The following is a 13,035-nucleotide window of genomic DNA, read 5'->3' as shown; positions in this document are numbered from 1 at the left end:
TTCCGCTAAGATGAACTTGCTTGCGCGGCATGTGGCTCAGAGCGCTGCTCACGCACCGCTATAATTGGTCCGCTCAGGCCCCAGGCCGCTCCGTTCCCAGGCTCCTGCTTCCATGTCCCAGCTGAACCCCAAAGTCGGCTTCGTCAGCCTTGGCTGCCCGAAGGCGCTCGTCGATTCCGAACGTATCCTCACCCAGCTGCGCGTGGAGGGTTACGACATCGTGCCCAGTTACGACGCTGCCGATGTGGTGGTGGTCAACACCTGCGGTTTTATCGATTCTGCGGTGACCGAGTCGCTGGACGCGATCGGCGAGGCGATGAACGCCAACGGCAAGGTCATCGTCACCGGCTGCCTGGGCAAGCGCCCGGAGCAGATCCGTGAGGCGTACCCGCAGGTGCTGGCGGTGTCCGGCCCGCAGGACTACCAGAGTGTGATGGAGGCGGTGCACGCCGCCTTGCCGCCGCGTCACGACCCCTTCGTGGATTTGGTGCCGGACTACGGCATCAAGCTGACCCCGCGCCATTACGCGTATCTCAAAATTTCCGAAGGCTGCAATCACCGCTGCAGCTTCTGCATCATCCCGTCGATGCGCGGCGATCTCGTCTCGCGTCCGGTCGATGAGGTGCTGCGCGAGGCCGAACGGCTGGTACGCGGTGGCGTGAAGGAATTGCTGGTGGTGTCGCAGGACACTTCCGCCTACGGCGTGGACCTGAAATATGCCGAGCGCCCGTGGCGCGACCGCATGTACCAGACCCGCATGAAGGCGCTGTGCGAGGGCCTGTCGGAGCTGGGGGTGTGGACGCGCCTGCATTACGTGTATCCGTATCCGCACGTGGACGACGTGATTCCGCTGATGGCCGACGGCAAGCTGCTGCCGTATCTGGACATCCCGTTCCAGCACGCCAGCCCGCGCATTCTGAAGTTGATGAAACGTCCGGGTGCCGTGGAAAAAACCCTGGAGCGCGTGCAGCGCTGGAAGGCGATGTGCCCGGAGATCACCGTGCGTTCGACCTTCATCGTCGGTTTCCCCGGCGAGACTGATGCCGAGTTCGAATCCTTGTTGAACTTCCTGGATCAGGCGCAGCTGGACCGCGTCGGTGCATTCGCGTATTCGCCGGTCGATGGCGCCAGCGCCAACGCCTTGCCGGACCCGGTTCCGGAAGAAGTGAAGCAGGAGCGCCTGGCGCGCTTCATGGCCAAGCAGGCAGAAATCTCTGCGTTGCGTCTGGAAGCCAAGATCGGCAGCGTGCAGCAATGCCTGGTGGATCTGATCGAAGACGGCATCGCAGTGGCCCGTTCACGTGCCGATGCCCCGGAAATCGATGGGCTGGTGCATATCCAGAACGGCGGCGAGCTCGGGTTGAAGGTGGGCGATCTGGTCGACGTGGAAATCACCGACAGCGATGAGCACGATCTGTTCGGTGATGCACTGCCGGCGAATGTCGCACCCCAACAAGGGCGCCCGTTGAATCTGCAGATGGTGTGATCGGCGTGCGCTGCAACGGCGACGTGTTCCGGTTAAACCCAGAGCGTGTTGCTCTGTAGGAGCGCGCTGGCGCGCGATGCAGGCTGACCGATAAAGCCACATCGCGCGCAGGCGTTTCGATAGGTCAGCCACTTGCGGGCAGCTGCCGACTACGGAGTTGCGTAGTCCACCGACACCACCACAAAGGTGTGCTTGCCGGCCGGCAATTGCGCGTCGAATTCGTCGTCCACGCGCTTTTTCAGCAGCGCACGCGCCAGCGGCGAATCAATGCTGATCCAGCCGCGTCCGGCATCGGTTTCGTCCGGGCCGACGATGCGGTAGCGCAGCAGCTCGCCGCTGTCGGCATCTTCCAGTTCCACCTGCGCGCCGAAAAACACCGCATTCGGGTCGGTGGGCGCCGTATCCACCACCCGCAGCGCTTCCAGGCGCTTGCTCAGATAGCGCACACGGCGGTCGATCTCGCCGAGCTGCTTCTTGCGATAGGTATATTCCGCATTCTCCGAGCGGTCGCCTTCAGCGGCTGCCGCCGCCAGTGCGCGGACCACCTCGGGCCGACGCACGCGCCACAAGTCGTCCAGCTCGGCCTTGAGGCGGGCATGGCCTTCGGGCGTGATCAGCGCGGTGCTTTTTTCGGCAGGTGGGCGCCAACGGCTCATGGGCTGGGTAGGTTCGAACGGCGGGGCCGCGATGCTAGCGCGCATGACGTGCTTGCGCATCTGCCGCCGCACAGCGAAGCTTTGCGCCATTCTCGGACACGGACGTTGTCATGTTGATCATGCCGCTGCATAAACCCTGGTCGCGCCAGAACATTCCCTGGGTGACGCTGCTGCTGGTGCTGATCAATGTGGCGGTCTACCTGGGCTACCAGCGCAAGGACGACAGCCTGGTCGAGAGTGCCGTGCACTATTACGTGCACTCCGGATTGGGCGCGCTGGAGGCCGATGCGCATACCCGTTACCTGCAGCAGACCGCTGACGCCAAGCTGCGCGCGGCACGCCAGGCAATGCTGGACACTGTTCCCGCGCAGCAGCGCATTGCATATCTGGCGCACCTGACGATGCACGATGTCGCCTTCGAACAGGCGCTGCGCAGCGGTCGCTTGTTCAAGGATGACGAGCATCTGCGCGAATGGCGAGCCTTGCGTGCGCCTTACGACACGCGGCTGTCCAAGATATTCACGCTACGCCATTTGCAGCGCAGCTCCGAATGGTCGCCAGCGCGCATGCTGACCGCCACGTTCCTGCATGGCAGTTTCGACCATTTGTTGGGAAACATGCTGTTTCTGCTTGCGCTAGGCACGTTGTTGGAAGGGGCGATTGGCAGTGGCTGGTTCCTGCTGCTGTATCTGCTCGGCGGATTCGGCGCCAGCCTGGCAAGCCTGTGGTGGCGTTGGGGCGAGCCGGGTGGCGGCTTGGGTGCTTCCGGTGCCATCGCCGCCTTGATGGGCGCGTTTTGCGTGGTCTGGGGACGGCGCAAGGTGCGCTTTTTCTATTGGTTTTTCGTGGTCTTCAACTACGCGCGTGGCCCGGCGATCCTGCTGCTGCCCCTATGGCTGGGCTGGGAGTTGTATAGCCTGGCATCCAGCGACAACGGTGCAGTTGCCTTCGAAGCGCATGCCGGCGGTCTGGTCAGCGGTGCACTGCTGGGCGTGTTGCTGGTACTGCTGCGGCGAACCCGGCCGGCATTCATGGAGGAGGGCGATGCGGCAGAGGTGGACGATCGCTGGGAGCGTGCGCAGCGGCATCTGGGCCGGATGGAAAACGCCGAGGCCGAGTCTCTCTTGGCAGAGTTGGCCAGCGAGCAGCCGCACAATCGTGACGTTGCGCTTGCGCGCTATCGGGCCGCACGTCATGCAGGACGTCGCCAGGAGAGCCTGCGTCATGCCGAGACTTTGCTGACACTGCAGACGCACAGCGCGGAACAGACGCGTGTCCAACTGGCGGTCGCCGACGAACTCAGCAAGGCCAAGATCGCCTATGGTCTTCCGGCACGCAGGGCGCTGATCGCTGCGTGCATACGCAACGGACTGCTGGCCGATGCCGAGCGCTTGTTGAAGGAAGGCGAGCTGAGTGCGCCACGCGACGAACTGGCGCAACAATGGTTTGTGCTTGCCTTGCGTCACGGCGAGCTGCAGGCAGGCGAGCAGCGCACGCGCCTGCTGCGTATGGTCGCAGAGCAGTTTCCCGAGCAAGGGCAGGCCACCAAGGCACGGTTTCTGCTCGACAATGGGTAATCCGTTTCAGCCTGCTGGCTTGCTGCACCAAACCAAACATGCACTGCCATCGATCGTGTGTCGATAATAGAGCGGATGATCTGTGGCTGATTGCAGGGCCCGTGCGCCCCTATCGCAGCGAACGCTGCAACTACGTCCATGCACGCTTTTGTGCGGCATCCTTTCCGTCTAAAGCTTCGCGACGGCGAGCAGGCAAGACCCCGTCGTGTTGGCTTGCCCCTGCGCGGAGTCTCGATGCGCGCTGTTTGATCAGAGCCCTCAAGAAGTTTGACAGCCGCTTAAGCCGGTTGAATTGTCACAGCTTTCAACGCTGCATCCAGCTTCGCGCGGAGTGCATCGTCTTCGCAGCGATCCATTGCATTCTGCAATACGCCACGTGCCTCGTCATCGCGACCGAAGCGCTCGGCCAGCAGCAAACCGGCGTCCAGCGACCAGGTTGGCAACATCGGGTCGCGTGGCCATGCAGCGATGGCGGCCAGCAGGCCGTCGGTTGCCAATTGGAATTGTCCGGCCATCTTTGCGCGCTCGGTCAGCACATTGGCCTGCTCGGGCGTCAGCGGTGTAAATGTGGAGTCGATGTCCAGTGCCTCGCGCTGTAGTGCAAGCGCGCGCCGTTCCTGCTTTTCCTGCAGCAGGCGATGGATGTACTGGCGCGTGTGTTCGCGTAGCTCGTCGTTGCGGTGATGTTGGTGGAGCAGACGCTGATACAGCTCGTGTACCGCCAGACTCACCGCACGCGAGCGCACCGCACCACGCAAGGCCTGGAAGGCTTCATCGGAGTGGCCGTCGCGCACATATTGTTCCGCCTCATCGAGCAGGCGCTGATCCGGGTCGCTGCGTGCGTGCGCCGCTCCGCTGTTGGGCTCGTAGCCGAGCTCCTCGTGGTACTGGTAGACCAGATAGCCCAGCAGGTGAAAGCTGGCGAACAGGGACCAGATCGAGGTCATGACCACCGTCGCTTCGCGCACCAGTGGGGGCAGATAGTTCAGCGCGAAGAAGACCGCTGCCGTGCCGCTGCCCTGGATGACATAGAGCAGGCCGTAGGCGGCCAGATACGGCCAGCCGATCCGCAGCGCCATGTCGATCGAGACGGCGGGATTGAGCGCGCGACGCAGGCTGCCGTCGATGGCAAGCGAGATCAGCATGCCGGGCAGCAGCAACATGGTGCCCAGATAGGCAATGGTCAGGCCGAACCGACCCGCGATGGCGGCAGCCGCGCCGATCACGATGCCAAGTGCAATGGCCAGCAGGATCAAGCGCAGCACGGCACTATCGAAGCTGTTGTAGCCCAGGCGTGGTGCGTCGGTGTCGCCATCGGCGGTATGGCGCAGGATGTCGAACGCATAGGTGTAGGTGGCCATGCCCAGCACGCCAGCAATCACCAGCGTCACGATGCCCGGCAACGCCAATAAGGCGCTGCATAGCGTCAGCGCGATCAGTGCGTACAGCGCCGAGCCACGCAGCGGATAGGTGGCGATGGAGGGAATGCGGGTCCAGAACGGTGCAGGCGCAGCCTGCGCGGCCACCTTGCGTGCGCGAAAACGGTCTTCCATGACGCTCCCCAGGCGTGTGATGTGAAGGGATTGTGAGGTGATGCGCGACCGGGCGCAATTGCGGCATCGCGTCTGGCGCGTTGAGGTCCGCTTGAGTGGGGTCGGGGGCGCCGGCCTCTACCCCGGCGGCTCCACTGCGCTCAGCGGTGGACTGCGTGACGCAGCAGCTGGTGGAGACGGGCCTGCCCAGTTGACCGTGCGAACGCACACCGATGGTGCCGGCACACGCTGTGCTCACGACGATTGCGATCATCGCGATCATTGCAATGGGCGGGCCGTGGGCCATCATGCCCACCGGCCGCGCATGGACTTCTGCGCAGAACCTGTGGTCCGCTACCTGTCGGCCGCCCGCCATGTGGCGAGGTTGCCGCAGGCGGCATGCGCTTGCCTGCAATCGCGAAGGTGCGGCCCGTCCCTTTCTCGCAAGGAGTCTCGCTTGAATCCATCCGTCGCCGACACCCCGCAGGTTCGCATTCGCAGCATCGATGTGCTGTCGGACAACTGGTACGTGCTACGCAAGGTCACCTTCGACTTTCAGCGCAAGGACGGCCGCTGGCGGACCCTGTCGCGCGAAGCCTACGACCGCGGTAACGGCGCCACCATCCTGCTCTACAGCCGCGCCAGGCAGACGGTGATGCTGACCCGGCAATTCCGCTTGCCGACGCTGCTCAACGGCAACCCGGATGGCATGTTGATCGAAGCCTGCGCCGGCCTGCTCGACCAGGACGATGCGCTGACCTGCATCCGCAAGGAAACCGAAGAGGAGACCGGCTACCGCATCGACAACGTGCGCAAGGTGTTCGAGGCCTTCATGAGCCCCGGCTCGGTCACCGAACGCCTGTACTTCTTCGTCGGCGAGTATTTCGACGGCGACAAGGTGAGCGCCGGCGGAGGCGTCGAAGAGGACGGCGAAGAGATCGAGGTACTGGAGCTGTCACTCGATGCAGCGCTGGCGATGATCGCGTCCGGTGAGATCGCCGACGCCAAGACCATCATGTTGCTGCAGTACGCCAAGTTGCATGGGGTGTTGGATTGATCAACACGCGTTCGCCTGCCGTGTCCGGCAGCTCGTGGGCCGCCGGGATTTAATCGAGCGTTGAGACTGCTCAGCGCACACGTTTGAGTGTTTTGTCGAGATATTCGGACGCGCCGCCACTTTCGCAGTCCGAACCATCCTGTGAGAGCACGATGCTGTGGCTTGCTCCAGGAGCCTCGTTTTCGAGGATGCGAAAGCCGTATAGCGGGTAGTAAAGGGGCGGGTTGAGTGCTGGGTCTGGCTCTCGTTCCAGTATCAGACAACTGCCTGCAATCTCAACGATTCCCCAGGTGCTGCGTAGCGTCACGATCTTCTTGCGGTAGTTCGGATCCTTTCCCGAGAGGCAGGTGTAGGTCAGTGTGTAGTGAAGACTGTCTGGGCGCCCTTTGATGGCCTCCAGGCGCAAATCTGCGGTCGCTGAAGGGCAGGCACGTCGATCTACCTGCACCTGGATCTTGCCGGTGTAGCGTCCGGCAAGCAGATGTTGCCGACGCGCGGGCCATTTGATCGGGCCGTAGTTGGAGCCGGGCGTGTAGTCGTAATCCGGATTGCGCGCCTCCTGTGCAGGGCACGTGGCCGCCGTGAGCAATAAGAAGCCGATTCCAAAACGATTCCGCGAGCTGGGGTGCATGATATACGTCCTTGTCGTGATCGGACGTGTTTAGCGCTTCCCACTAAAAATGCTACCGAAAATGCCACGCACGATCTGCTGGCCGATCTTGTTGCCCACGGTGCGCGAGGTCTGCTTGGCCATCGCCTCCAGCATGCCCTGGCGACGGCTGGTGCCGAAGATCGCGTCCTTGACCGCCTGGCCGAAGCCGCTGTCGTGCGCCTCGTCGTCTTCGCGGGTGCGGGCGGGTGGGGCTGCGCTGTGTTCGGCCACCCGTTCGACGCGGCGGGCGAGCAGTTCTGCGGCCGATTCGCGATTGATGGCGGTGTCGTAGCGCGTGCCGACCGGGCTGGTGGCGCGCACCTGCGCGCGTTCGGGTGCGGTGATCGATCCCATCCGGCAACGCGGTGGTGCAATCAGGGTTTGTTGCACCGGCGCAGGCACGCCTTTGCCCTGCAGCGGCGACACCAGCGCCTCGCCGGTGCCCAGGCTGGAGATGGCGGTGGCGACATCGAGCTTGGGGTTGCCCACGAAGGTCTGCGCGGCGGTCTTGACCGCCTTCTGGTCGCGCGGGGTGTAGGCGCGCAATGCGTGCTGCACGCGGTTGCCGAGCTGGCCGAGAATGTTGTCGGGAATGTCGTCGGGAAACTGCGAGCAGAAATACACGCCCACGCCCTTGGAACGAATCAAACGCACCACCTGTTCGATCCGCTGCACCAGCGCAGGCGGCGCATCGTCGAACAGCAGGTGCGCCTCATCGAACACGAACACCAGCTTGGGTTGTTCCAGATCGCCCACTTCCGGCAAGCGTTCGAACAATTCCGATAGCAGCCATAGCAGGAACGTGGAATACAGCTTCGGCTTGAGCACCAATTGGTTGGCAGCCAGGATGCCGATCACGCCGCGGCCATCGGGCGCAACGCGCATCAGCTCGGCCAGCTCCAGTGCGGGCTCGCCGAAGAAGTGTTCGCCGCCATCCTGCGACAAACGCAGCAAGGCGCGCTGGATGGCAGCCACCGATTGGCTGGACACCAGCCCGTAACTGGTCGAAAGCTCCTTGCGTTGCTCGATCACCAGTGCGAGCAGCGCGCGCAGGTCGTCCAGATCCAGCAGTAGCAAACCGCGGTCATCGGCCAGCTTGAAGACGATGTCGAGCACGCCGGACTGGGTGTCGTTGAGTTCCAGAATGCGGGCGAGCAGGGTGGGGCCCATCTCGCTGACGGTGGTACGCACCGGGTGCCCGAGCTGCCCGTACAGGTCCCAGAACACGACCGGGTTGGCGGCCGGGGCGTACTCGGCAATGCCCATCTCTTTGGCGCGCTGCAGCACACCGGGCGCGCCATCGCCAGCCACGGCCAGGCCGGCGACATCGCCTTTCACATCGGCCAGGAACACCGGCACGCCCAGTCGCGAGAATCCTTCGGCCAGGGTCATCAGCGTCACGGTCTTGCCGGTGCCAGTGGCGCCGGCCACCAGCCCGTGGCGGTTGCCGAAGCGTCCTTCCAGCACAACCGGAATGTCGTCGGTGACGCCTTTGCCGAGCAGGAACGAGGCCATAGCGCAGATCCGGTGGGAAAGTTCGGATTCTAGCGGGCATTCCCGGCGGGCAATGCCCGTCTGCACATCAGCGGCTTCTGGCCCGGCAGCCTGGATGGAACCGGCCGATCACGCGCACGCCACGCTGTATCCGTGGGCTCAGTCACTCGTCGCCATGGCGAGCCGGTTTGCAGGTGCCGCAAGCATCGATCACTCCCACCAAGCTAACGGCCCACTGACCCCGGCGACCCCGCCGCCTTGCCCCGGTGTCGCCCCGGCGGCTACCCTGCCTGCCTTTCCGCTGTACTGCCTACGATGCCGCTCGCTCATTTTGGTTTGCGCCCATGGCCGGTTCTGGTCGTGGTTGCGTTGATGTCTGTCGTCCCCGCCGCCCACGCTATCTCCAAACGCGACACGGAGAAGGCCGCCGCGCTTGATGCGCGCATGGCCGCCGCCGAAAAGCGCTATCGCGATGCGCTGGTGCTGGTGAACAACTCCGATCCCAAGGGCACCGCCGAAGGCGACGCCGCGCTGGAGGACATGGAAGACATCATCGACGCCTGCATCAAGCAGCGCGGCTGCCTGGTTTCCAATCAATTGGCCACCTACAAGCGCCTGCTCAAGGCGCGCGCCGATGCCGAAGCGCCGGCCGCTGAAGATCCGGAAGACGACGACACGCTGCTGCAGGCCGACCCTGACCATCTCGGCCCGGCGTCGAACGGCGTTCCCGAGGCCGCGCGTGCCGCCACGCTGCTCAACGACCAGCGCCACGACTTCGACAAGATGGTGCAGTACAACCCGGCCGTGCAGGCCGGCATCCGGCGCTGGCTCACCGATATGCGCCCGGCGCTGCTCACCAGCTACGAGAACTACGGCAACCTGCGCGGCGTGATGTGGCCGGAATGGCAGAAGCGCGGCCTTCCCGAGGCGCTGCTGTTCGGCATCATGGCCAAGGAATCCAATGGCAAGGTGCATGCCAGTTCGCGTGCGGGCGCGGCCGGGCTGATGCAGTTCATGCCGGCCACTGGGCGTCGCTTTGGACTGGGTCCGGACGGCACCGGTTTCGACACGCGCTTCGATGCACGCAGCGCCGCCGAAGCCAGCGCCGCCTATCTCAACGAGCGCATGGCCGAGCTCAACCGCAGCATCGAACTGGCGCTGGCCGCCTATAACGGCGGCGAAGGGCGTGCCGCGCGCGTGTTCTCGCAGAGCGGTGGGCGCGGCTTCTGGGATCAGGACGTCTACAACCAGTTCCCGGCCGAAACCAAGGATTACGTGCCGATGGTGATCGCGGCGGCGTGGATCTTCCTGCACCCGCGCCAGTACGGCGTGGACTTCCCCAAGCTCGATGCGCAGCCGGCCACGCTCAAGCTGGCCAAGTCGACCACCATCTACGAGCTCACCATCTGCCTGGGCAGCATGGGCACGCGCGACGGCTACATGCGTGCGCTGCGCAATCTCAACCCGCGCTACGAGTCCGATGGCTGGATTCCGGCCGGCACCGTCATCAACGCCACCAACCGCATCGTCAGCCTGTACACGCGTTACTGCGTCAACGGCCCGCGCGCGGATCTGGCGCGGACCTTGATCACTGCCGACCTCAATAGCGCAATCGTGCGCAGCAGCGCGCCTGAGTACGTGCCCAGCGTGGCGGTGGGCGATGTCAGCCAGATGGCCGGCGTGCCAACCACCGTGGCCACCGGCAAACCGGCAGTGGCCAAGCCCAAGGCCAAGCAGGTGCGCAGTTACACCATTGCCAAGGGCGATACGCTCGGGCGCGTCGCGCAGAAGTACCAGTGCGAGATCAAGGAACTGGCGAAGGCCAACGGCTTGAAAGCGCCGTCGTACGCGCTGAAGCCGGGGCAGAGCATCAAGCTGGCGGGCTGCGATCGCTGATGCGACGCAGTCGGTGCCAACGCACCTAGCGATGCGTCGGCAACCGCGTGCTGGCCGGGCTCTTCTAGCAGCAGCTTAGCCCCGACGGAGCTGTTCCGGTAGCTCCATGCAAGCCGCGCCTGCAGGGGGGCGCTAGGCCGCAGGCTAAGCCGATGCTGCTGCGCGCGCCGCTACGCGTCAGCCAGGCTGACGACGTGCGAGTGCCTGGCCAAGGCGAACCGCTGTTTCGGCACGAAGTCCGCCATCGAGCTTTGCCACACCCGGCGGCAGCAGCACGATCACCGTCGAGCCGTAGTTGAAACGCGCCATCTCCGCGAACTTTTCCAGCACGATGCCCTTGCCGCGGTAATCCTTGCGCGTGATGCGGTCGCCATAGCGCGGAATCTCCACGCCGCTCCAGACCGTCTCCACGCCGGAAACCAGGAGCGCGCCCACCATCACCGAGGCCATCGGGCCGAAGTCGGTGTCGAAGTGGCACACCAGCCGCTCGTTGCGCGCGAACAGGCGTGGCACGTTGCGCACTGCATCCGGGCCCACGCTGAACAGCCGCCCGGGCACGTGCACGGTTTCGCGCAAGGTGGCGGTCCATGGCATATGCACGCGGTGGTAATCCTTGGGCGACAGGTACACGGTGGCGAACAGGCCGTCGTTGAACGGCACTGCCGCTGCTTCGTCGCCGAGCAATTCGGCAGCGGTGAATGACTGCCCCTTGGCCTGGAAAATGCGGCCGTTCTCGATCGGGCCGAGCTGGCTGATGCGGCCGTCCGCCGGCATCAGCAACGCCGCCGGGTCGGCATCCGGCACGCGGGCATCGGGCTTCAAGGCGCGGGTGAAAAACGCGTTGAAGGTGGGATAGGCGCGCGGATCCGGCTCCTGCGCTTCGCTCAGGTCCACACCGAACTTGCGCGTCACCGTGTCGATCAACCACTGCTTGGTGGAGGGTGTCTCCGAATACGCCAGCGCGCGCGCCAGTGAAGACAGCAACCGGTGCGGCAGCACGTAGGTCAGGGAAGTGACGAGACTCACGGTGCGGTTACCTTGGTCAGCTGTTGGAGGTCGGCGGCAATCGCCTTGGGGTCGAGCGGGGGGCGAATCAGCCCGGCCAGGCGGCCTTGCGGATCGAGCACGGCGATGGCGGCCGAATGATCCATGCTGTAGTCGTTGGGATTCTGTGCGTAGCCCTTGCCCGGCACCTTCTGGAACACGAAGCCCAGCGCGGTGGCGAAGCGCTCCAGTGCCGGCACGTCCGCGGTGGCGGCCAGGGTGTCCTTGTGGAAGGCGTGCGCGTACTCGCCCAGGCGCGCAGGCGGGTCGCGCTGCGGGTCTATCGAGACGAACAGCACGCGCGGGCGCAAGCCATCGGGAATGCTCTCCCATTGCTGCTGCGCCACTGCCAGATCGGTCAAGGTGGTCGGGCAGACATCCGGGCAAAAGGTGAAGCCCAGAAACACCAACGTCCAATGCCCCTTGAGCTCGCCGGGCACCAACTGAGTGCCGTCGGACTGGCGCAGGCTGAATTGCGGCAAGGGGCGCGGCTGCGGGTAAAAGGTGATGGTCTGGGTGGGCGGCCAAGGCGAGCGGGGCGCCCCGCCGAAGAACTTCTGACCCAGCAACAACCCAAGACCGGCGGCCAGCGCCACCAGTAGCACGATGCCGGTATTGCGATTGAACATGGCGGTTTCCAGTGCAACGGACGCTCATGATACCGATCCGACCTCTATAATCGGGGACCGATTCCTCTTTAGTTGTTGCCATGACTGCCGCCGCGGCCGACGAACTGCACACCATCATCGACCTGATCCGCTACGGCACCAGCCGTTTCAACGCAGCCGGTCTGACCTTCGGCCACAGCTACGACAATGCGCTGGACGAAGCCACCCAACTGGTTCTGCACAGCCTGCATCTGCCGCACGATCTGGGCCCGGCTTACGGCCAGGCGCGATTGCTGCGCTCGGAAAAAGAGCGGGTGCTTGGCTTGTTCGAGCGCCGCATCACCGAGCGTGTGCCGGCCGCTTACCTCACCGGCGAGGCCTGGTTTGCCGGCCTGAGTTTCAAGAGCGATGCACGCGCCCTGGTGCCGCGTTCGCCGATCGCCGAATTGATCGACGCTGGCTTCGAGCCCTGGCTGGGCGGCCGCGAAGTGACGCGCGCGCTCGATCTGTGCACCGGTTCGGGCTGTATTGCCATTGCGATGGGTCACTACAACCCGCAGTGGGATGTGGATGGCGTGGACATCAGCGACGATGCGCTGGCGCTGGCTGCCGAAAACAAGGAGCGTCTGCATGCCGACAACGTCACCTTGCTCAAGTCGGACCTGTTCGCCGGGCTGGGCGGTCGCCAGTACGACCTGATCGTCACCAATCCGCCGTATGTCACCAACGATGAAACCGACGCGCTGCCGCAGGAGTATTCCTACGAGCCCGAACTCGGCCTGCGCGCTGGCGACGACGGTCTGGACCTGGTGCTGAAGATCCTGCGCGATGCGCCGCAGCACCTGAGCGAAGACGGCTTGCTGATCTGCGAAGTGGGCGAGTCCGAGCAGCATCTGATCAAGCTGCTGCCGGAAGTGGATCTGGCCTGGGTCGAGTTCAAGGTGGGGCAGATGGGCATCTTCGCGGTGGAATGCCGCGAATTGATCGCACACGGCGCCCGCATCGCCGAGCTGGCCGCGCAGCGATGAGCCTG

At 64.4% G+C, this 13,035-nt stretch carries 11 protein-coding genes; 5 read left to right on the top strand and 6 right to left on the bottom strand.

The genetic code is table 11. The features are described from left to right. Nucleotides 1-112: 112 nt before the first annotated feature. A complete protein-coding gene (gene rimO / locus XpruCFBP8353_RS00535) occupies nucleotides 113-1,486 on the top strand; it encodes a 30S ribosomal protein S12 methylthiotransferase RimO (protein ID WP_101361463.1) in 1,374 nt (457 codons plus the stop codon). A 149-nt stretch (nucleotides 1,487-1,635) separates the two neighbouring features. On the opposite strand, the gene greB is transcribed toward rimO, so the two are convergent. Beyond that, the gene (greB, locus tag XpruCFBP8353_RS00530) at nucleotides 1,636-2,142 is read right to left on the bottom strand and encodes a transcription elongation factor GreB (RefSeq protein ID WP_101362407.1); all 507 of its coding nucleotides are present in this window, start codon (nucleotides 2,140-2,142) and stop codon (nucleotides 1,636-1,638) included. 110 nt (nucleotides 2,143-2,252) lie between these two features. Here greB and XpruCFBP8353_RS00525 point away from each other — a divergent pair, with 110 nt between their 5' ends. Then, nucleotides 2,253-3,719, top strand: coding sequence for a rhomboid family intramembrane serine protease (locus tag XpruCFBP8353_RS00525; RefSeq protein WP_162300908.1), 1,467 nt, complete (start codon nucleotides 2,253-2,255; stop codon nucleotides 3,717-3,719). Between the two features lie 278 nt (nucleotides 3,720-3,997). Here XpruCFBP8353_RS00525 and XpruCFBP8353_RS00520 read toward each other — a convergent pair whose 3' ends face one another. Next, a complete protein-coding gene (locus XpruCFBP8353_RS00520) occupies nucleotides 3,998-5,272 on the bottom strand; it encodes a hypothetical protein (RefSeq protein WP_101361462.1) in 1,275 nt (424 codons plus the stop codon). Nucleotides 5,273-5,708: 436 nt separating this feature from the next. Between XpruCFBP8353_RS00520 and nudK the strand changes: the two genes are divergently transcribed. Further along, entirely contained in the window at nucleotides 5,709-6,308 is a 600-nt protein-coding gene (gene nudK, locus XpruCFBP8353_RS00515; RefSeq protein ID WP_101361461.1) for a GDP-mannose pyrophosphatase NudK, read from the top strand. A gap of 70 nt (nucleotides 6,309-6,378) precedes the next feature. On the opposite strand, the gene XpruCFBP8353_RS00510 is transcribed toward nudK, so the two are convergent. Then, nucleotides 6,379-6,939: a hypothetical protein gene (locus XpruCFBP8353_RS00510; RefSeq protein ID WP_101361460.1), complete on the bottom strand. Its 561-nt coding sequence runs from the start codon at nucleotides 6,937-6,939 to the stop codon at nucleotides 6,379-6,381. Nucleotides 6,940-6,969: 30 nt separating this feature from the next. Next, complete coding sequence (locus tag XpruCFBP8353_RS00505; protein WP_101361459.1) at nucleotides 6,970-8,475, bottom strand: helicase HerA-like domain-containing protein; 1,506 nt, start codon at nucleotides 8,473-8,475, stop codon at nucleotides 6,970-6,972. Nucleotides 8,476-8,769: 294 nt separating this feature from the next. Between XpruCFBP8353_RS00505 and XpruCFBP8353_RS00495 the strand changes: the two genes are divergently transcribed. Further along, nucleotides 8,770-10,350, top strand: a complete 1,581-nt coding sequence (locus XpruCFBP8353_RS00495; protein WP_101361458.1) for a transglycosylase SLT domain-containing protein — start codon at nucleotides 8,770-8,772, stop codon at nucleotides 10,348-10,350. A 177-nt stretch (nucleotides 10,351-10,527) separates the two neighbouring features. On the opposite strand, the gene asd is transcribed toward XpruCFBP8353_RS00495, so the two are convergent. Further along, a complete protein-coding gene (gene asd / locus XpruCFBP8353_RS00490) occupies nucleotides 10,528-11,376 on the bottom strand; it encodes an archaetidylserine decarboxylase (protein WP_101361457.1) in 849 nt (282 codons plus the stop codon). Then, nucleotides 11,373-12,023 (bottom strand): SCO family protein, encoded by a 651-nt coding sequence (locus XpruCFBP8353_RS00485; protein WP_101361456.1) that lies wholly within the window; start codon nucleotides 12,021-12,023, stop codon nucleotides 11,373-11,375. The genes asd and XpruCFBP8353_RS00485 overlap by 4 nt, the downstream gene beginning before the upstream one ends. 80 nt (nucleotides 12,024-12,103) lie before the next feature. On the opposite strand from XpruCFBP8353_RS00485, the gene prmB reads away from it, so the two are divergent. Next, the gene (prmB, locus tag XpruCFBP8353_RS00480; RefSeq protein WP_101361455.1) at nucleotides 12,104-13,030 is read left to right on the top strand and encodes a 50S ribosomal protein L3 N(5)-glutamine methyltransferase; all 927 of its coding nucleotides are present in this window, start codon (nucleotides 12,104-12,106) and stop codon (nucleotides 13,028-13,030) included. Nucleotides 13,031-13,035: the final 5 nt, after the last annotated feature.

This window comes from Xanthomonas prunicola (genome assembly GCF_002846205.1).
Classification (GTDB): Bacteria; Pseudomonadota; Gammaproteobacteria; order Xanthomonadales; family Xanthomonadaceae; genus Xanthomonas; species Xanthomonas prunicola.
This window is presented reverse-complemented; position numbering and strand designations above follow the sequence as displayed.